We start from the raw sequence: 19,813 nt of genomic DNA, 5'->3' as shown, positions 1-19,813 counted from the left end.
TCCGCAAAAGTACCGATCCCGTTCTGCCCAAAAGGCTTATCCGCATGTCGTTGCCCGCCGCAAGGCCGATTTCAGCCGGGCGCCGGAACGGCCGCCCGATGCGCGCCAAGTTGACACAACCGTAAGGCGCTGTGTTAAGTCGCCCGGAGAGGAGAAAGGCGTTGAAATCGGAACGATCGGTCGGCGTCGATTGCCTGCGCGCCATCTCCATCATCTGGGTGCTGCTGTACCACTTCGTCCCGATGCAGGCTTTCAACCGGGGCACGTTCGGCGTCCTGCTGTTCTTCATCATCAGCGGCTATTGCATCGCGTTCAGCGTCGAGACGTCGCAAACGGCGTGGCATTTCTACGCCAAGAGGCTTGGCCGCCTGCTGCCCGCGCTGATCGTCTGCGGCTTCCTGACGACGCTGTTCAAGATTCTCGCGCCCGAGTTGGTCGAGCCCGGCCGCGGGCTGAAATGGGTCCATTACGTCTACACGCTGATCGCGCTTCCGACGCTCAACGTCCTGCAGGTGAACTATAACCTGCCTGACGGCGCCTATTGGTCATTGCAGATCGAATTTCAGTTCTACGTCTTCTGCTTTCTGATGATGGCATTGGGCCTCAAGCATCGCCTGCTGGCATTGCTGTGTGCAGTGACCATCTTCCGGACCCTGACGACCAGCACCGAATATTACACCTCCAACGATTTCTTCCCGTTCTTCATCGCCGGCATGAGCGTCGCGGCCCTCGTCAGGGGACGCACTGGCGAGGCGATCGCGGGAATTCTCGTGGCATTCTCCGTCGAGCTCTATCACCTGAAATTCAACGTCAAGCAGCCGTCCGTCCCGATCGAGATGTACCGGTCGCTGCTGCTGTGGTCCGGCACGGCCGCCGTCTATCTTGCCGTGCGCTACGACCACGTCTTGCCGCGCGCCTGTCGCGCCCTCGCCTTCATCGGCGTCATCAGCTATCCGCTCTATTTGATCCATCAGGACGTCGGGATGATGATCCTGCGTTGGGCGCATGTGGGCCGTGACTCCACGGGCGACATGCTGATCCGCGCGTTCGTCCTTCCCGCGTTTCTCGCTGCGATCGCCTGGATGGTCTACGTGCTGGTCGAAAAACCCACCATCAAGCCGCTGACCCGCTTCCTGACCAATCCGCTCGCCTGGCTTGGTCAATCTAAGCCAGCGGTCCAACATCCCGCCGGCGCTGCCCCGGGCGAGGTCGCCCGGCAGGACCTTCAGCAGGACTTGGCAGCACGATAGCTTTGGCGCCGGCAAGCGGCGACGCAGCGCGGCTCGCCTCTGCGCATTGCGGCCGCATTGGTTTCACCGAACGGCCACATCGGAATCAGATGCCAACCAGATTTCGCCGATAGGTTTTGCCATTCCTCAAACTGGAAAAGGCATGCCCATGCGCAGATTTACCGCATCCGTCGTCGTTGCAGCTCTCTCGCTCGGAACACCTGCTCTCGTGCAGGCACAGGGAGCATCGCCGCAAGCCGGCACGGAACAGCCCTCCGCTCAGTCCAGCACGGTGATCCGAAGCATCGAGGTCGTCGACGTCAAGGAATTGCAGCCGGCGGTGCGCGCGAAAGTCGATGAGCTGGTAGCGCACACGAGCGACAAGGACATCCAGTCGCTTCGGCAGTCCATCGACGCCACGCCGCAGGCAGCCTCGGTCCTCAAGGCCAAGGGCCTGAGCTCGTCTCAAGTCGTCGCGATTAACATCGCCGACGGCGTCCTGACGATGTTCACCAAGACAGCCTGACAATCAGGCGGGGTTCCCGGCCGAGAGGTCGCAGCGCCCGCGAGCACGGCAGATGGACCACCGGCCGGATCCGGGATTCACGCGATGACCGAGCGTGCCCTGCAGCGGAGCCCGTTGCAGGGCTGCTCGTGCCTGGCGAAAAACCTCGGACCAAACTGCGATTTGGGGCGGCGCTCGGCCCTTGCTCCGGCACCCACCAAGGCGGTAAAGAGGCGCCGTGGGGCGGTTAGCTCAGCTGGTTAGAGCATCTCGTTTACACCGAGAGGGTCCGCGGTTCGAATCCGTGACCGCCCACCAGCCTTCGCTCGCTTCGCGGGCTACGGCTCGGCAGGCCAGGCCCGCGCCATCTCAATCCCCTGGCCTTCCCGGCAGCAGCGGCACCGCGTCGATCCACACCGCCGCCGACCGGCACCAGATCTGCCTGACAGGCCGCAGCTTGTCGCGCTGGCGGATGGAGCCCCAGCGGATGCCCCAATCATCGGCCGCCTCGCCCTCGCCGCTGGTGAACAGCGGGGAACCGCAGTCGGCGCAGAAGTGCTGGAAGCGCATCCGGCCGTTGTCGCCGCGCTTGCCGTAGATTTTTGGCGTGCCGGCAGTGAGCTTGACGTCCGCCGCGCCGCAGATCGCGGTCACCCGGAACGGCGAGCCGGTCAGGGTCTGGCAGTCAGTGCAGTGGCACACCGACACGGCCTCGGGGTCGACCTCGGCCTGATAGGTGATCTTGCCGCAATGGCATTGCCCGTCGATCTGCATCGCCCTCTCCCCCTCCACCGCCATGCCTTCTCCACCGGCATGCCTTGCCCCAAAACAAAAACGGCGCCCGAAGGCGCCGTCTTATCATCTTTTGCGATGGCCTAGTGAGCGGTCAGGCCGCCGGCGGCTTCGTCGCCGTCAGGCTTCACCGTCACCTTGGTGTCCTCTTCCCAGACGATCGGCGTCGGCTTCTTGACCAGCGCCTTGACGACGACGTCGTCGAGGCGGGAGACCGGAATGATCTCCATGCCGCCCTTGATCGCATCGGAAATCTCCGTGAGATCCTTGGCGTTGTCCTCGGGGATCAGCACCGTCTTGATGCCGCCGCGGGCCGCAGCCAGCAGCTTCTCCTTCAGGCCGCCGATCGGCAGCACGCGGCCGCGCAGCGTGATCTCGCCGGTCATCGCGACATCGTGGCGGACCGGGATGCCGGTCATGACCGAGATGATCGCGGTGGCCATCGCGACGCCCGCCGACGGACCGTCCTTCGGCGTCGCACCTTCCGGCACGTGCACGTGGATATCGCGGCGGTCGAACATCGGCGGCTCGATGCCGTAGTTGATCGCGCGCGAGCGGACATAGGACGCCGCCGCGGAGATCGACTCCTTCATCACGTCGCGCAGATTGCCCGTGACCGTCATCTTGCCCTTGCCGGGCATCATGACGCCTTCGATCGTCAGCAGCTCGCCGCCGACATCGGTCCAGGCCAGGCCGGTGACGATGCCAACCTGCGGCTCGCTCTCGATCTCGCCGAAGCGGTACTTCGGCACGCCGAGCAGCTCTTCCAGAGTCTTCTCGGTGACCTTGACCGACTTCTTCTTGGAGATCATCAGCTCCTTCACCGCCTTGCGGGCGAGTGTGGAGAGCTCACGCTCCAGGTTACGCACGCCCGCTTCGCGGGTGTAGCGGCGGATCAGAAGCAGCAGCGCGTCGTCGTCGATCGAGAACTCCTTGGAGTCCAGGCCATGCTTGGACACCGCGTTCGGGATCAGGTGCTTGCGCGCGATCTCGACCTTCTCGTTCTCGGTGTAGCCCGCGATCCGGATGATCTCCATGCGGTCCATCAACGGGCCCGGAATATTGAGCGTATTCGCGGTCGTGATGAACATCACGTTGGACAGATCGTAGTCGACCTCGAGATAGTGGTCGTTGAACGTCCCGTTCTGCTCGGGGTCGAGAACCTCGAGCAAGGCGGAGGACGGGTCGCCGCGGAAATCGGCGCCCATCTTGTCGATCTCGTCGAGCAGGAACAGGGGGTTGGACGACTTCGCCTTCCGCATCGACTGGATGATCTTGCCCGGCATCGAGCCGATATAGGTGCGGCGGTGACCGCGGATCTCGGCCTCGTCACGCACGCCGCCGAGCGAGACGCGCACGAACTCGCGCCCCGTCGCCTTCGCGATGGACTTGCCGAGCGAGGTCTTGCCGACGCCGGGAGGCCCGACGAGGCACAGGATCGGGCCCGTCAGCTTGTTGGCGCGCGACTGCACCGCGAGATACTCGACGATGCGCTCCTTGACCTTCTCCAGCCCATAGTGATCGGAATCCAGGATGGCTTGCGCCTGCTCCAGATCCTTCTTCACCTTGGACTTCTTGTTCCACGGGATCGACAGCAGCCAATCCAGATAGTTGCGCACGACGGTCGCTTCCGCGGACATCGGCGACATCTGGCGCAGCTTCTTCAATTCATGCTGCGCCTTCTCGCGCGCTTCCTTGGAGAGCTTGGTCTTGGAGATCTTCTCTTCGAGATCGGCGAGCTCGTCGCGACCGTCGTCGTCGCCGAGTTCCTTCTGGATCGCCTTCATCTGCTCGTTGAGATAATACTCGCGCTGGGTCTTCTCCATCTGGCGCTTGACGCGCGAGCGTATGCGCTTCTCGACCTGCAGCACCGAGATCTCGCTCTCCATCAGGCCCAGCACCTTCTCCAGGCGCGTGGTGACCGACAGCGTCTCCAGGATGCCCTGGCGGTCCGCGATCTTGACGGCGAGATGCGAGGCAACGGTGTCGGCGAGCTTGGCGAAATCGGTGATCGCCTGCACGACGCCGACGACCTCGGCCGAGATCTTCTTGTTGAGCTTCACATAGCTCTCGAAATCGGACACGACCGAGCGCGCCATGGCCTCGGCCTCGACCGACTTCGCGTCGGTGTCGGCGAGCGCAATCGCGGTCGCTTCGTAATAGTCGGCGCGATCGGTGTATTTCTGCACGCGCGCACGCTCGAGCCCTTCGACCAGCACCTTCACGGTGCCGTCAGGGAGCTTCAAGAGCTGCAGCACGCTGGCGAGCGTACCGGTCTCGTAAATGGCATCGGGCGCCGGATCGTCGTCGGACGCGTTCTTCTGCGTCGCGAGCATGATCAGCGCATCGTTCTTCATCACCTCTTCGAGCGCACGGATCGACTTCTCGCGGCCGACGAAGAGCGGAACGATCATGTGCGGGAAGACGACGATGTCGCGCAGCGGCAACACGGGATAGGCGTGCGTTTCGCCATGGACGATGGTTGGCCTGGGTTTTGGATTAGTCATGGCCTTTTCCTTTTGCTTTGCCCCCCTGCACGCAGTCCGCTCCGCTCACGCGCAACCGCCACAAGGTGCCGAGGTGATCCGCAAGACCGATCGGTCCCTTTCGAGTTGGACCGGCTCGCCGGATCGGAACTGAGGCGAATCTGGAAGAGAATTTTCGCTCGCCGCCGACATTAGGTGGCTATCGACCCGGGGGGTGTCAAGTCATTGAAAGACGCGCGCCATCAGGCGCTTACGCAACGCGGTAAGCGACGCAACACCGGCTGCGGAGATATGATCCGCAGCCCAATTTGCAGGTACGATTGGAGCGTTCCAGCGCCGCCGGATCAGGCGCTGGCGTTCTCGACGGCGCGATCGGACCGATCGGCGTAGATGTAGAGCGGACGTGCCGTTCCTTCCACGACTTCGCGGGAAATCACGACTTCTTCCACACCTTCCAGGCCCGGCAGGTCGAACATGGTCTCGAGCAGGATGGCTTCGAGGATCGAGCGCAGTCCGCGCGCACCAGTCTTGCGCTCGATCGCCTTGCGGGCGACCGCGCCAAGCGCCTCGTCGGCGAACGTCAGCTCGATGTTCTCCATCTCGAACAGCCGCTGGTACTGTTTCACCAGCGCGTTCTTCGGCTCGGTCAGGATCTTCTTCAGCGAGGTCTCGTCGAGGTCCTCCAGCGTCGCCACGACGGGCAGACGGCCGACGAACTCGGGGATGAGGCCGTACTTCAGGAGGTCCTCAGGCTCGACGTGACGGAAGATCTCGCCGGTCCGGCGGTCTTCCGGCGCCATCACCTGGGCGGCGAAACCGATCGAGGTCGACCGTCCGCGCGCGGAGATGATCTTCTCGAGGCCGGCGAACGCGCCGCCGCAGATGAACAGGATGTTGGTGGTGTCCACCTGCAGGAATTCCTGCTGCGGATGCTTGCGGCCGCCCTGCGGCGGGACCGAAGCCACCGTGCCTTCCATGATCTTGAGCAGCGCCTGCTGCACGCCCTCACCCGACACGTCGCGCGTGATCGAGGGATTGTCGGACTTGCGGCTGATCTTGTCGATTTCGTCGATGTAGACGATGCCGCGCTGGGCCCGCTCGACATTGTAGTCGGCGGCCTGGAGCAGTTTCAGGATGATGTTCTCGACGTCCTCACCGACATAGCCAGCCTCGGTCAGCGTCGTCGCATCCGCCATGGTGAACGGCACGTCCAGGATGCGGGCGAGCGTCTGCGCGAGCAGCGTCTTGCCCGAGCCGGTCGGACCGATCAGCAGGATGTTCGACTTCGCGAGCTCGACGTCGTTGTGCTTGGTCTGGTGGTTGAGGCGCTTGTAGTGATTGTGCACCGCGACCGACAGGACCTTCTTCGCATGGCTCTGGCCGATGACGTAATCGTCCAGGACCTTGCATATTTCCTTCGGCGTCGGAATGCCGTCGCGCGACTTGACCAGCGAGGACTTGTTCTCCTCGCGGATGATGTCCATGCAGAGCTCGACGCACTCGTCGCAGATGAAGACCGTGGGACCCGCGATCAGTTTGCGGACTTCGTGCTGGCTCTTGCCGCAGAACGAGCAATATAGCGTGTTCTTGGAGTCGCTCGTGCCGACCTTACTCATTCATGTCTCCGTCCGCGGTTCGATCCCGTTCCGCTCGATCGCTCCATTCCGACACGATGGCCGGCATGAAGCTTAAGTAGAGCAAATTCCGTACCAAAAAAGACCCTACGCATTACATCCCGTGCGAATCACGGTCGCTCGATTCTCCGCGATCATAGCCGATCATTCGTAGCCAACCATGCTGTCACCCGACTATCAAGAATTCGCTAATCGGGGGTCGCCGGCTACCCGTGACAATACCGTGATTTCCGGTCTTGGCACGGGCGAAGTGACCGAAATCACCGCGGCGTTGCTGGATTGCCACGAAAAACAAGCACGAAAGCGGAACTTTCTGCCTGTCGCAGGGCGCAAAACTGCGTTTTGCGATGCGCACACGCGTCCATAGCGTGAACGCAACCTGAAAGGTAACCGGCGGTCCCAGGGCCTTGCCGAGAGATCGCCGTCCACCCCAGTAGTGTTACTGGGTCTTCGCGGCTGCCGGCTCCTCAGCACGCTTGTCGATGACCTTGTCGACCAGGCCGAACTCCTTGGCGTCGTTCGCAGTCAGGAACTTGTCGCGCTCCAGCGCGTCCTCGATCGCCTTGTAGGTCTGGCCGGTGTGCTTGACGTAGATCTCGTTGAGCCGCTTCTTCAGGTTCAGGATTTCCTGGGCGTGCAGCATGATGTCGGTGGCCTGGCCCTGGAAGCCGCCGGAGGGCTGGTGCACCATGATGCGCGCGTTCGGCAGCGAGAAGCGCATGTCTTTCTCGCCGGCGGCGAGCAGCAGCGAGCCCATCGAGGCGGCCTGCCCCGTGCACAGCGTCGAGACCGGCGGACGAATGAACTGCATGGTGTCGTAGATCGCAAGCCCCGACGTCACCACGCCACCCGGCGAGTTGATGTACATCGAGATTTCCTTCTTCGGATTTTCCGCCTCGAGGAACAAGAGCTGGGCGACGACCAGCGTCGACATGCCGTCCTCGACCGGCCCGGTCAGGAAGATGATGCGTTCCTTCAGGAGGCGCGAGAAGATGTCGTAGGCGCGCTCGCCACGGTTGGTCTGCTCGACCACCATGGGCACGAGGTTCATGTAGGTTTCAACCGGATCGCGCATGAGTCACCTAGGGTTTTCGGAGACGGACATCGCCGGGAAGGCTTGCCAGCTTGGCTGGATTTGCCGGAAGGGCGAGTGGACGTCGTGTGATGCAGGAACTTGGGTAGAGGTAGAAGGCGTATCGACAGATATAGCCCAATTCGCTTCTGACAAGTGCGGAGCGCATTAAGGCTTAATCCGTCGGGCAGTTGAAGCTGATTCGCACAAAGAGGCCCAGCCGGCCATCTGGCTAGCTGGGCCTCTTCGCAGATCATTCTTAATGGATGGCTGACTCAACCTCTTAGGCTGCGGTCTTTTCCGCCTCGTCGTCCTTGTAGAGGTCCTCGCGGGAGACCTTCTTCTCGGTCACGTTGGCGAGTTCGAGGATGAAGTCGACGACCTTGTCCTCATAGATCGGTGCACGGAGCTGGGCCAACGCCTGGGCATTGCTGCGGTAATAGTCCCAGACCTCCTTCTCGCGGCCCGGCATCGAGCGCGCGCGCTCGATCACGGCGCGGCCGACCTCATCGTCGGTCACCGTGATCTTGTTCTTCTCGCCGATCTCGGACAGCACGAGGCCAAGCCGCACGCGGCGGTCGGCGATCTTGCGGTACTCTTCCTTGGCCTTGTCCTCGGTGGTGTCCTCGTCGGCGAAGGTCTTGCCGGCGGAATCCATCTCGGCCTTGACCGAGTTCCACATCAGATTGAACTCTTCGTCGACCAGCGAGGGCGGTGCCTCGAAGCGATGCGCTTCGTCGAGGCGGTCGAGCAAGGCGCGCTTGACGCGCTGGCGTGTCGCACCGGCAAACTCGGCGACCAGACGCTCGCGCGCGGCTTCCTTCAGCTTGTCCAGCGATTCGAGGCCAAGCGTCTTGGCGAACTCGTCGTCGATCGCGAGGTCCTGCGGCGCCTCGATCAGCGTCGCGGTGGTCTCGAACTCGGCCGGCTGGCCGGCGAGCTTCTCGTTCATGTAGTTCTTCGGGAACGACACTTTCAGCGTGCGGGTCTCGCCCGCGCCGATGCCGATCAGCTGCTCCTCGAAGCCGGGAATGAAGGTGTTGGAGCCGATGGCGACCTGGATGCCCTCGCCGGTGCCGCCCTCGAAGACCTCGCCGTTGATGCTGCCCTTGAAGTTGATGGTGACGCGGTCACCCGAGGCGGCCTTGGCGCCCTCGCCCTTGTCGGCAAAGGTGCGGTTGGTATCGGCGATGCGCTTGATGGCCTCGTCGACGTCGGCGTCGGTGACGTCGGCGACGGGCTTCTCGACCTCGAAGGTCTTGAAGTCGGCGAGCGCGATCGACGGCACGACCTCGATCGCGACCGTGTAGGTCAGGTCGGTCTTGCCGCTGAGGAGCTCCTCGACCTCGGCCTGCTCGCTCGGCATGGTGATCTTCGGCTCGGTCGCAAGGCGGAAGCCGCGCTCGGAGAACAGCTGCGTATTGGTGTCGCGGATGGTCTGGTCGATGGTCTCGGCCATCACCGAGCGGCCGTAGACCTTCTTCAGGTGAGCGACCGGCACCTTGCCGGGACGGAAGCCGTTGATACGGACCTTGTCCTTGAGGTCGACGAGCTTGGCGCCGGCCTTGGCGTCGAGATCAGACGCGGGAACGCTGATCTTGAACTCGTGCTTCAAACCTTCCGAGAGGGTCTCTGTGACCTGCATGGCGTCCAATCTTCTTCTCGTTCGGTCCCGGCGCGCATGCGTCGGGACGCTGTCATTAATCGATACGGCGCAAGGCAAACGCCTCAACGCCGGTGCTTCAATCGGACCGGCTCCCAGCGGACAGACATCCGCGCGAAAGCAGGCCCTCGTAATCCGTGCAAACGCGATAAGCGCTTGGTGCGGGCGGAGGGACTCGAACCCCCACAACTTTCGTCACTGGAACCTAAATCCAGCGCGTCTACCAGTTCCGCCACGCCCGCGTGAAGTTGCATCAAGACCGGCCGCGATGCCGCGGGCGGCCGGGCTTATAGCATGTGCCTGACTGTTCGCAGCAAAAAAATGGCCTGATGGAGGCAGGCTTGAAGTAGGCACGGCGGCTGGACTTATCCAGCGCGGCGTGGTCCGGATTGCCTCATGAAACCGCGGATCTTTCACCCCGATCGGCGCGAGGTTCTGGCCGGACTTCTGGCCGGGCTTGGAGCGTCCGCAGCCGGTGCGATGGTGGGCGGGGCAACCCCGCCCGTGACCGCCCAGCTCGCCCTTCAGGCAAGGGCGTCCACCCTGTCTCTCAAACCAGGACAGCCGGCTACACCGATCTGGGAGCTGGCCGCCGCAAGCCATCTCCGGGACGTCCGTCTGAGGCGTGGCGACCGTTGCGAAGTGGTGTTTCAGAACGACCTTCCTGTGCCACTTGCGCCAGTCTGGTACGGCCTCAACGGCCCCGTGACGACCGACCCGCTGCGGGGGCGCGCGCCCGCCCCACCGAATGCGGTCGAAACGTCAATTATTTCAGTGCCTAACGCCGGAACCTTGCTGGCCGACTTCCGCCTGTTCGAGGATGGCCTGAAGCATCCCGCGCGCCCGCTTCCGGTCATCGCAGCCGAGACCAGCCCGGTTGCCGCCGACCGCGACGAAGTGCTTTTGATCGAGGAATGGCGCCTGAGGCCGGATGGCACCGCTGTCCCACCGGGCCAGGACCCGAAGGACGCGACACCGCTCTATACGGTCAACGGGCAGACTTCATTCGAACTCTCAGCCTCGGGCCATCAACGGCTGCGGCTGCGCTTTATCAACGGCTCTCAACGCACTGTTCTCGCTATCAAATTGGAAGGCTACGACGTCCGCGTGCTGGCCCTGGACGGACAGCCGGCCGAGCCGTTTTCGGCGCGCAATGGCGCCCTGGTGCTGGCGCCCGGCGCACGCGCCGACGCCGTCGTGGATGCGGCGGCATCAGCCCAGTTCGTGCTGCATGACGGCAAGGCGGCGCAACCGATCGGCAGCCTCAAGATCTCGGACCAGCTGGAGCGGCGCGTTCCGCTGGCGCCGCCGCAGCCGCTCCCGTCGAACGACCTTCCCGAGAGGCTCGACTTGAGAGGCGCCCTGCGGTTCGATGTCGCGCTCGGGCCCCCCGACGCCGGCTGGGCGCGGCCTGTGAATTTCTCCACCGCTTCCGCCCCCGTCTTCCGGGCCAGGACTGGCCGCACCGTCGTGCTCGCCCTGAAGAACCCCGCCCCCGTCACGACCGTCTTTCATCTGCACGGTCTCCCCTTCCGGCTGCTCGACAAGCTCGACGACGGCTGGAAGCCCTACTGGCTCGACACGCTCGCGATCGAACCCGGCCAGACCCACCGCATCGCCTTCGCGGCGACCGCGCCCGGCCGCTGGCTGCTCGAATCCGTCGCCACCGACTGGGCCGCACCACGGCTGGTGCGGTGGTACGCGGTGGAGTGAGTGCTCAGTACTCCACCCCCAGCGCGTCATAGATCCGCCGGTGCACGGCTGGCAGCGTCTCGGTGAGGTCCTCCGCAATCAGTCCCGGCCCGGCTTCGCGTGCCGCCTCGCCGTGCATCCAGACGCCGATGCTGGCGGCTTCGAACGCCGGCACGCCCTGCGCGAGCAGGCCGGCAATGATGCCGCAGAGGACGTCGCCGGCGCCGGCGGTGGCGAGCCAGGGCGGCGCGTTGGCGGCAATGGTGGCGCGGCCATCGGGGGCGGCGATCGTGGTGTCCGGCCCCTTCAGGAGCACGACGGCGCCGGAGCGCTCGGCGGCAGCGCGCACACGCTCCAGCTTGGAACGGCCCGGAAATTTGTTGCTGAGGTCGGAGAACAGGCGCGGAAACTCGCCTTCATGCGGCGTCAGCACCACCGCGTTGTCACCTGAGGACTTGATCGATTCGAACACGCGCTCGGGGGTTGCAGCAAAGCTCGTCAGCGCATCGGCATCGAGCACCAGGTGGCGCTGCGCGCTCAGCGCGGTGTGGACGAGATCGCAAGTGCGCTCACCGATGCCCGCGCCGGGGCCAATGATGCAGGTGCCGTAGCGCTTGTCGCCGAGCAGCTCGCCGAACTCGACCACGGTGTCGACGGGGCGAACCATCACCGCCGTCAGCGCAGCCGCGTTGATCGCGAGTGCATCGCGCGGGCTCGCCAGCGTCACGAGGCCCGCCCCTGCCCGCAGCGCGCCGCGCGCGGCGAGCCGCGCCGCCCCGGTTGCCGCGGCATCGCCCGAGATGGCCAGCACGTGCCCTCGCGCGTATTTGTGGCCATCGATGCGCGGTATCGGAAAGGCGGCGCCCCAGACCTCCGGATCGTTCTCGAAGGTCTGCGGCGCGATCTCGTCCAGCACCTGCGCGTCGATGCCGATGTCTGCGACGCGCACGCGGCCGCAATGCATCCGGCCCGGCAGCAGCAAGTGCGCCGGCTTCTTGCGAAAGAAGGTGACGGTCTCGGCGGCATTCACCGCCGCGCCCATCACGGCCGCGCTGGTGCCGTTGATGCCGCTCGGCAGGTCGATGGCGAGCACCACGGCGCCGTTGGCGTTGATCGCCTCGATCATCGCGCGCGCCTCGCCCTCGACGGGCCGGCTGAGGCCCGCGCCGAACAGCGCGTCGATGATCAGCGCAGGCTTTCCGATCGCCTGCGGATTGAACGGGAGCAGCGGGTGCTTCCAGCCGCGCGCGGCGGAGGCCGCATCTCCCTGGAGCTGCTCGCGCTCGCACATGGCGATCACCGAGACCTCCCGTCCCTGGGCGGCGAGCTCGGCGGCTGCGACAAAACCGTCACCGCCATTGTTGCCGGAACCGGCCACGATCAGGATCGGCCCCTCCTCCACCAGCGCCTGGGCGGCCTCCGCGACCGCCTGGCCCGCGCTCAGCATCAGCTTGAAGCCGGGGGTGCCGGCCGCGATGGCGAGCTGGTCCGCGCGCTGCATTTCGGCGTTGGTCAGAACTTCCATGCCACTTCCCTAGTACAATCGCCTTTTCAACAGGCATCTTCCGCGCCGATCCGACGCGGGGAACAAGGATCTGCACACATATTGAACCGTTTGCCTATTTCGTAGTCTTCGGTATTTTGTGCAGATCGGCGTCACCATTCAGAGATGCTCGTTAAAAGGCTGATAACGCTCCAATAATCAGGGCATTTGCAACTTGGCATAGACCCTGCTTTCGAGGAAGCCGCTTCGGTTTGTCGTGCTCACTGGCGTTTATCAGGGTGTCGCCGGCCGTTGTTGCCGGACAGGTCAGGACTCCCGGCATAGCGAAGACAAGATCGTGCGTTAGAGAAGCGCATCCTGACGAAGACGTTGCTATTTGATCGAAAGGCCGGGAGGCGCGCAGTGAAGAAAATCGAAGCCATCATCAAGCCATTCAAGCTCGACGAGGTGAAGGAAGCGCTTCAGGAAGTCGGCCTTCAGGGCATCACCGTCACCGAAGCCAAGGGCTTTGGCCGGCAGAAGGGCCACGCCGAGCTCTACCGCGGCGCCGAATACATCGTCGACTTCCTGCCCAAGGTGAAGATCGAGATCGTGATCGGCGACGATCTGGTCGAGCGCGCCATCGACGCGATCCGCCGCGCCGCGCAGACCGGCCGCATCGGCGACGGTAAGATCTTCGTCTCCAACATCGAAGAGGCGATCCGCATCCGAACCGGCGAATCCGGGCTGGACGCTATCTGAGCCGGGTGCTATCCCGAATTTTGCGACACTCCGACTAGAATGAAGGCTGCTTCGGCGGCCTGATTTCGTTTGTGCGGTCGCGCAAAACTCGCCCGAGCGAGAATAATTTTGCTCATCTGGAAACCGACCCGCAGAGCCAAAAGGGGTATGCATGAAGACCGCCAAAGACGTCCTGAAATCGATCAAGGACAACGACGTCAAGTACGTCGACCTGCGCTTCACCGATCCGCGCGGCAAGTGGCAGCATGTGACGTTCGACGTCAGCATGATCGATGAAGACATCTTCGCCGAAGGAACGATGTTCGACGGCTCCTCGATCGCCGGCTGGAAGGCGATCAACGAGTCCGACATGTGCCTGATGCCCGATCCGGTCACCGCGACGATCGACCCGTTCTTCGCCGAGACCACGATGGTCATCACCTGCGACGTGCTCGAGCCGACCACCGGCGAGCCCTACAACCGCGACCCCCGCGGCATCGCCAAGAAGGCCGAGGCCATGGTGAAGTCGATGGGCGTGGGCGACAGCGTGTTCGTCGGCCCCGAGGCCGAGTTCTTCGTGTTCGACGACGTGCGCTATTCGGCCGAGCCCTACAAGACCGGTTTCCGTCTCGACTCCTCGGAGCTGCCCACCAACTCCGACACCGAATATGAAGGCGGCAATCTCGGCCACCGCATCCGCACCAAGGGCGGCTACTTCCCCGTTCCCCCGCAGGATTCGGTGCAGGACATGCGCTCCGAAATGTTAGGGGCCATGGCCAAGATGGGCGTCAAGGTCGAGAAGCACCACCACGAGGTCGCCTCCGCCCAGCACGAGCTCGGCATGAAGTTCGACACGCTGACGCTGATGGCCGACCACATGCAGATCTACAAATACTGCATCCACCAGGTCGCGCACATCTACGGCAAGACCGCCACCTTCATGCCGAAGCCGATCTTCGGCGACAACGGCTCGGGCATGCACGTGCATCAGTCGATCTGGAAGGACGGCAAGCCGGTGTTCGCCGGCAACAAATACGCCGACCTGTCGGAGACCTGCCTGCACTACATCGGCGGCATCATCAAGCACGCCAAGGCAATCAACGCCTTCACCAACCCGTCGACCAACTCCTACAAGCGTCTGGTCCCGGGCTACGAGGCCCCCGTGCTGCTCGCCTACTCCGCGCGCAACCGCTCGGCCTCCTGCCGCATTCCCTACACCGCTTCGCCGAAGGCCAAGCGTGTCGAGGTGCGCTTCCCCGATCCGATGGCCAACCCCTATCTCGGCTTCGCCGCGATGCTGATGGCCGGTCTCGACGGCATCAAGAACAAGATCGATCCGGGTCCGGCGATGGACAAGGACCTCTACGACCTGCCGAAGGAAGAGCTGAAGCAGATCCCGACCGTCTGCGGCAGCTTGCGCGAGGCACTCGAAAACCTCGACAAGGACCGCGGCTTCCTCAAGGCCGGCGGCGTGTTCGACGACGACTTCATCGACGCCTATATCGAGCTGAAGATGACCGAAGTCGCCCGCTTCGAAATGACCCCGCACCCGGTCGAGTTCGAGATGTACTATTCGGGCTAAGCGGCCCGGACTTTCTGCGACAAGCAAAAGGCGCTCTGAAAGGAGCGCCTTTTCGTTTGGGCACCTCTTCTGTCTTTTCGGATGCGAGCAATGGTGGGTTACGCCTTCGGCCAACCCACCCTACGCGTTACGTCCCCTCACCACGTCGCCGTGAACGCTTTCTGCAGCTCGGCCGGCGCGGTGACGCCGCCCGCGATCAGCAATTGAGTGAGTACGCGGGCCTTCTGCGGATTGAGGTCCTCGGACACCACAAAACCGTTCTTGTCGTCGTCGACCTCGACATTCCTCGTGACGAAGCCGGAACGAACCCGCGTGGAGCGAACCACGATGATGCCCTTCTTCGCCGCCGCCTCGAGCGCATCGAGCGCCGGCTTCGAGGTGTTGCCGTCGCCGACACCGGCCAGCACGATGCCCTTGGCGCCGTGCGCAATGGCGTCCTCGATCGGGACGGCGTCCATGTTGGCGTGCGAGTAGACGATTGCGACGCGCGGCAATTGCTCGCCAGCCGGCAGCGGATAGGTCGCGCGCCTGAGGCTCGCGGCCTGGGTCATGAACCGGATGCCGCCGGCGGTGTCGACATAGCCGACAGGGCCGTCATTGGCGGAGCTGAACGTCTCGATGCTGGTGGTGTTGGTCTTGGTGACCGAGCGCGCGCCCTGAATCTTGTCGTTCAGCACAGCCATGACGCCGCGCCCGCGCGAGCGCGGATCGGCGGCGACCTGCACGGCTTCGTAGAGATTGCCGGGGCCGTCGGCGCTGACTGCCGTGGCCGGCCGCATCGAGCCGACGATCACCACCGGCTTGTCGCCGCGCACCACATTGTCGAGGAAGAACGCGGTCTCCTCCAGCGTGTCGGTGCCATGGGTGATGACGATGCCGTCCGCTTCGTTCTTATCGAAAGCATCCTGGATGCGGCGGGCCAGCGCGAACCATACCTCGTCGTTCATGTCCTGGGACCCGATCGACGAGATCTGCTCGGCGTTGAGCTTCGCCAGCTTGTCCAGGCCCGGCACCGATTGCATCAGCTGCTCGCCCGTGATCTGGCCGGATTTGTAGGCGCCGGTCGCGCGCGCGTCGGCCTGGCCTGCGATGGTGCCGCCCGTCGCAAGCACGAGAATGCGCGGCAGGCCGCCAGCCGGAGCATCCTTGCCCGGCTCGGCGGCCAGCGCTGCCGCGCCGATGCAGCCGGACCAGAGCGCGAAGGCCAGCAGTGGAATGGCAAGTCCCGATATCCGGCCAGGCCGGTGAGGGGCTGATGTGGCGGCGTCGCTGATCATCGAATATCCTCCTGCTGTCCCCGGCAGGCTATTCGAAACCGCGCAATGGGGCCGAAGATGGGCGGCACACGTAGGGCGGGTAAGGTACTGCCAGACATCATCTCGCCGGTCGTGTCGAGATGCGTCCCGCTCCGCCCTACCCGCCCAGGCAATTACGGCTTCGGCCGCGCAAGCCGCAGTCCGTCCGCGCCGATCGCACCGAACGTGCCGGCAATGATCTCGGCGGTCGGCTGCATGCCGCCAAGCGACCAGTGCGTGGGCTCCTGCTCCTCGATCCGGACCCAGACGTTGCGGCGGAAGTCCGCACTGCCCTGCCCCTCGACCTCGACCAGGAGGTCGGTGACGCGTTCGAGCAGCTGCTTCTTCTGCGCGGCGTCCAGGATGCCGCGGACGGTGGAAATGGTGACGTAAGGCATGTCTTTCTCCAATCATGTCGCGTGACGACGACGGCAGAGTGACCCGAACGCGACCGCCAAGGCAGTGGCGGATAAGACAGAGATCGGGCAATTCCCGCCACATCGCGGCGCGCAGATCGGATAGGATCGAGCCGTCCCATCTGGAGGTCTCATGAAGCTTGCAATTCTGGCCGTGGAAGGCTGCATGCATTCGGCGATCGCCGGCGTCGCCGACATACTGTCGCTCGCCAATCACGTCATGCAGCAGAGCGGCGCAAAACCCCGCTTCAGCTGGCAGACGCTCTCGCTCGACGGCAGAGCGGTGCGCGCCGGCGGCGGCCAGATGATCGCGGTCGACGGCGCGATCGGACAGCGCACGCGCTTCGATGCAATCCTCGTCCCCGGCAATCTCGTCGATCACGTCACGGCGGCGCGGCTGCAACCGCAATATGCCCGGGCCGGCGCCTGGCTCCGGCAGCAGCACGCCAACGGCCGGCTGATCGGCGCATTCTGCAGCGGCGTATTCCTGCTGGCCGGCGCCGGCCTGCTCGACCACCGCCGCGCCACCATCACCTGGTGGCTGCAAGGCGAATTGCGGCAGCGACATCCCAGCATCGACCTCGCCGCCGACGCCGTCATCACCGTGGCTGACCGCATCGTCTGCGCGGCCGGCCCGATGTCGTGGGTCGATCTCCTGCTCAGGCTGATCGCGATGGTCGAAGGCAAGGAGATCGCAAAACTATGCGCGGACTACGTCGTGATCGACACGGCCCAGCGCACCCAGTCGATCTTCATGCCGGTCGGCTATCTGCTCTCGCAGGACCCGCTGCTGACCAGGGCGGACCTCCTGGTTCGCCGCACCGGCAAGGCTCCGATGACCGTCAAGCGCCTTGCCGGCGCGCTCGGCCTCAGCGAGCGCACGCTGAACCGGAAGTTTCAGGAGCTCACGCACGAGCCGCCGCAAGCCTTCATCATGCGCCGCCGCGTCGAGCACGCGCGCACGCTGCTGGAGACGACGACGCAGCCGGTCAAGACCATCGCGCGCACGACGGGCTACGAGGACGAAAGCAGCTTTCGCAAGGCGTTCCGGAAATTGACCCTGATGTCACCGCAGGCCTATCGCGCGCGGCGAATGGAGCGGACGGCGTAGGACAGATCTTGCGAGTCGGATCCGTCAGCTTTCGTTCCGCATCTGACTCCACTTCGTTCTCAAAGAACAAATCAGAGTCGCAAAAATCAGGCCGGACCAATTCCTACTGATTGGTTTACGCCAAATGCACGGCGTTCGACCCAAGACGGCGGATTACGCCTTCGGCTCATCCGCCCTACGCGCTCACATCCTACTTGTCCGGAAAATTCACGCCGATCTCGGTCACGACGGGGGCCCATTTCACCAGCGCCGCGTTGTCGGATGCTGCCTTCACGCCGTCGCCGGACAGCGACCTCGGCGCGCCGCTCTTGCCGCCGAAGCGGATCGTCACCCGACAGCCGCCTTGCATCGGACGCGCAAGCGCGCCGCCTTTCCAGTCGGTGACGAAGCCGCCATAGTCCCATTCGAAGCCACTGACGAGGAATGGCTTGCCGTTGGCCTTCTGCACGTCGGCAAGGCTCGATCCGATCGTGATGCCGGCGATGGTCCACAGGCTGGTCTTGCCTGCGTCGCGCAAGGTCAAGCCGGAGGCGCGGCCGGCTTTGTCGTCGGTGAAGGCGACCTCGATGCGGCGGTCCCGCGCCTTCGGGAACAGCACGACGCCTTTGTAGGTCTCGCCTTCGGCGCCGGGCAGCTGCTGCACCACGGCGTCCTTGCCGTAGCGCTGTTTCAGGCTCCGTTCGGTGTCCTCGGGTGCCACGGGCGTGACACAGGTGATGGCGCCTTCCTGCGGCGGCGCGGTTTGGGCATGTACGGGACAGACGAGCAGAAAGGAGGTCGTGGCAATCAGGCTCCGTATCATCTGGATGCAATTCCGAACTTGAGAACCATGCGAAAAGGTAGCTACTCGGTCGGTTCGGTACAACTGAACATCATCGCAGCCCGCTGAGGCAATCGCAGATCGCGAGCAACTGAGCCACCGCGATGGCGCACAAGGCTCGTTGCCGGCTTGCCGCCCACGGACTAGGATGGAACAGACTAACTTCGGGCGATCGAACGAGAAGTTAGATGTCGGACCCCAGGGACGAACGAGATCGCAACGCGTTCTGGCAGCAGATGCTGGCCGGCGAGCACCCCTCGCTCCGCCGCGGCCGCGCGGTGATGCGCATGCTGTCGCCGACCGCGGACAACCGCTGCCGGCTCTGCTGCGTCGGTTTCGACGGCTTCACGGCGCCGGCGTTGCGGCTTGCCGGCTTTCGGCCGTGGCGGCGCAATCCGCACATCTGCGAGCAGTGCGAGACAGTGCTCGCCAAGGAGCGCGGCGGCGCCGAGATCGAGATCGCAATGCTTTATGCCGACGTGCGCGGATCGACCGAGCTTGCTGCCCGCATCGGCCCAACTGAATTTGCCGCGCTGATGCAACGTTTCTTCCGCGTGGCGACCCACGTCTTCGCGGCGACCGATGCCGTGGTCGACAAGATGGTCGGCGACGAGGTGATCGGAATTTTTCCACCCGGTATTTCGGGCAGTGACTACCGCCGGCTCGCGGTCAAGGCCGGGCTCGCGCTTCTGCGCGCGACCGGCCATGACGATCCCGCCGGCCCCTGGCTGTCCATCGGCGTTGGCGTACATACGGGCAGGACCTTTGTCGGCTCGATCGGTGTGGAGGACGGCAACTACCAGTTTGCCGCGCTCGGAGACCCCATGAATTTCTGCGCACGTCTGGTGGCAGCGGCAAAAGGCGGCGAGATGGTCATCAGCTCGGCGGTCTGGGGCGACGCATCGACCGGCATGGCGGCCGAGCGGCGCAGTCTGCGTCTCAAGGGTTATGCCGACCTTATCGACGCCTATGTCGTAAAGCTCGCGGGGTGATGTTTAGGCAGACATTTCTCAATTTTTCTGCGGACCGAAATCGAGCCCCCGCGAGGCGTCAGGAAAAAACACCGGGTCAAGCCTCTCCATAAAAAGATTACCGGCACCCGGCCTTCCCTGCGTCCTCTGATCTTTCGAGGACGCCGAACGACAGCAAGCCTCGGGCGATACGCGCCGCGAGAAGGCGAGTCTGCTATTGAGCCGAGAGTTGGAGGATGCGGACAGTGCACCTTGCTCCGGCATTGCGAGGAGCCCGCGACAAAGCAATCCAGGCTGCCTCCGCCGAGAGATTCAGGGATT

Annotated in this window: 16 protein-coding genes and 2 tRNA genes; 8 read left to right on the top strand and 10 right to left on the bottom strand. The window is 64.1% G+C overall.

The window, feature by feature from the left end:
- Positions 1-161 precede the first annotated feature (161 nt).
- The 3 genes from XH83_RS15655 (at position 162) to XH83_RS15645 (ending at position 2,052) form a co-directional block, all read left to right on the top strand.
- Complete coding sequence (locus XH83_RS15655) at positions 162-1,250, top strand: acyltransferase (RefSeq protein WP_194407829.1); 1,089 nt, start codon at positions 162-164, stop codon at positions 1,248-1,250.
- 142 nt (positions 1,251-1,392) lie between these two features.
- A complete protein-coding gene (locus XH83_RS15650; RefSeq protein ID WP_194407828.1) occupies positions 1,393-1,755 on the top strand; it encodes a hypothetical protein in 363 nt (120 codons plus the stop codon).
- 220 nt (positions 1,756-1,975) lie between these two features.
- A tRNA-Val gene (locus XH83_RS15645) sits at positions 1,976-2,052 on the top strand.
- A 51-nt stretch (positions 2,053-2,103) separates the two neighbouring features.
- Here XH83_RS15645 and XH83_RS15640 read toward each other — a convergent pair.
- The 6 genes from XH83_RS15640 to XH83_RS15615 all read right to left on the bottom strand — a co-directional run bounded on the left by XH83_RS15640 (position 2,104) and on the right by XH83_RS15615 (position 9,623).
- On the bottom strand, positions 2,104-2,508 hold the full coding sequence (locus tag XH83_RS15640) for a GFA family protein (protein WP_194407827.1): 405 nt from the start codon (positions 2,506-2,508) through the stop codon (positions 2,104-2,106).
- A gap of 101 nt (positions 2,509-2,609) precedes the next feature.
- The gene (gene lon, locus XH83_RS15635; protein ID WP_194407826.1) at positions 2,610-5,033 is read right to left on the bottom strand and encodes an endopeptidase La; all 2,424 of its coding nucleotides are present in this window, start codon (positions 5,031-5,033) and stop codon (positions 2,610-2,612) included.
- A gap of 323 nt (positions 5,034-5,356) precedes the next feature.
- The gene (gene clpX / locus XH83_RS15630) at positions 5,357-6,628 is read right to left on the bottom strand and encodes an ATP-dependent Clp protease ATP-binding subunit ClpX (protein ID WP_018320118.1); all 1,272 of its coding nucleotides are present in this window, start codon (positions 6,626-6,628) and stop codon (positions 5,357-5,359) included.
- A gap of 457 nt (positions 6,629-7,085) precedes the next feature.
- Complete coding sequence (locus XH83_RS15625; protein WP_063194797.1) at positions 7,086-7,721, bottom strand: ATP-dependent Clp protease proteolytic subunit; 636 nt, start codon at positions 7,719-7,721, stop codon at positions 7,086-7,088.
- A gap of 280 nt (positions 7,722-8,001) precedes the next feature.
- On the bottom strand, positions 8,002-9,363 hold the full coding sequence (gene tig / locus XH83_RS15620) for a trigger factor (protein WP_194407825.1): 1,362 nt from the start codon (positions 9,361-9,363) through the stop codon (positions 8,002-8,004).
- Between the two features lie 175 nt (positions 9,364-9,538).
- A tRNA-Leu gene (locus XH83_RS15615) sits at positions 9,539-9,623 on the bottom strand.
- Positions 9,624-9,777: 154 nt separating this feature from the next.
- Here XH83_RS15615 and XH83_RS15610 point away from each other — a divergent pair.
- Positions 9,778-11,094 (top strand): multicopper oxidase domain-containing protein, encoded by a 1,317-nt coding sequence (locus tag XH83_RS15610; protein WP_194407824.1) that lies wholly within the window; start codon positions 9,778-9,780, stop codon positions 11,092-11,094.
- Between the two features lie 4 nt (positions 11,095-11,098).
- Here XH83_RS15610 and XH83_RS15605 read toward each other — a convergent pair whose 3' ends face one another.
- The gene (locus XH83_RS15605; protein WP_194407823.1) at positions 11,099-12,598 is read right to left on the bottom strand and encodes an NAD(P)H-hydrate dehydratase; all 1,500 of its coding nucleotides are present in this window, start codon (positions 12,596-12,598) and stop codon (positions 11,099-11,101) included.
- Positions 12,599-12,979: 381 nt separating this feature from the next.
- Here XH83_RS15605 and XH83_RS15600 point away from each other — a divergent pair, with 381 nt between their 5' ends.
- Together XH83_RS15600 and glnA are read left to right on the top strand one after the other, a co-directional pair.
- Positions 12,980-13,318: a P-II family nitrogen regulator gene (locus tag XH83_RS15600; protein ID WP_007603495.1), complete on the top strand. Its 339-nt coding sequence runs from the start codon at positions 12,980-12,982 to the stop codon at positions 13,316-13,318.
- A 151-nt stretch (positions 13,319-13,469) separates the two neighbouring features.
- Positions 13,470-14,879: a type I glutamate--ammonia ligase gene (gene glnA / locus XH83_RS15595; protein ID WP_100179304.1), complete on the top strand. Its 1,410-nt coding sequence runs from the start codon at positions 13,470-13,472 to the stop codon at positions 14,877-14,879.
- Positions 14,880-15,016: 137 nt separating this feature from the next.
- Here the strand turns inward: glnA and XH83_RS15590 are convergent, their stop codons facing one another.
- Positions 15,017-16,156, bottom strand: a complete 1,140-nt coding sequence (locus tag XH83_RS15590) for an asparaginase (protein ID WP_194407822.1) — start codon at positions 16,154-16,156, stop codon at positions 15,017-15,019.
- Between the two features lie 152 nt (positions 16,157-16,308).
- A complete protein-coding gene (locus XH83_RS15585; protein ID WP_063194804.1) occupies positions 16,309-16,572 on the bottom strand; it encodes a tautomerase family protein in 264 nt (87 codons plus the stop codon).
- A gap of 151 nt (positions 16,573-16,723) precedes the next feature.
- Between XH83_RS15585 and XH83_RS15580 the strand changes: the two genes are divergently transcribed.
- Complete coding sequence (locus XH83_RS15580; RefSeq protein WP_194407821.1) at positions 16,724-17,701, top strand: GlxA family transcriptional regulator; 978 nt, start codon at positions 16,724-16,726, stop codon at positions 17,699-17,701.
- Between the two features lie 190 nt (positions 17,702-17,891).
- Here the strand turns inward: XH83_RS15580 and XH83_RS15575 are convergent, their stop codons facing one another.
- Complete coding sequence (locus tag XH83_RS15575) at positions 17,892-18,503, bottom strand: hypothetical protein (RefSeq protein ID WP_194407820.1); 612 nt, start codon at positions 18,501-18,503, stop codon at positions 17,892-17,894.
- A 206-nt stretch (positions 18,504-18,709) separates the two neighbouring features.
- On the opposite strand from XH83_RS15575, the gene XH83_RS15570 reads away from it, so the two are divergent.
- Positions 18,710-19,513 (top strand): adenylate/guanylate cyclase domain-containing protein, encoded by an 804-nt coding sequence (locus XH83_RS15570; protein WP_194407819.1) that lies wholly within the window; start codon positions 18,710-18,712, stop codon positions 19,511-19,513.
- The last annotated feature ends 300 nt before the right edge of the window (positions 19,514-19,813 follow it).

It is taken from the genome of Bradyrhizobium sp. CCBAU 53351 (assembly GCF_015291745.1).
Classification (GTDB): Bacteria; Pseudomonadota; Alphaproteobacteria; order Rhizobiales; family Xanthobacteraceae; genus Bradyrhizobium.
The sequence above is the reverse complement of the archived record's forward strand: the minus strand, read 5'-3'. Positions and strand labels throughout refer to the sequence as shown.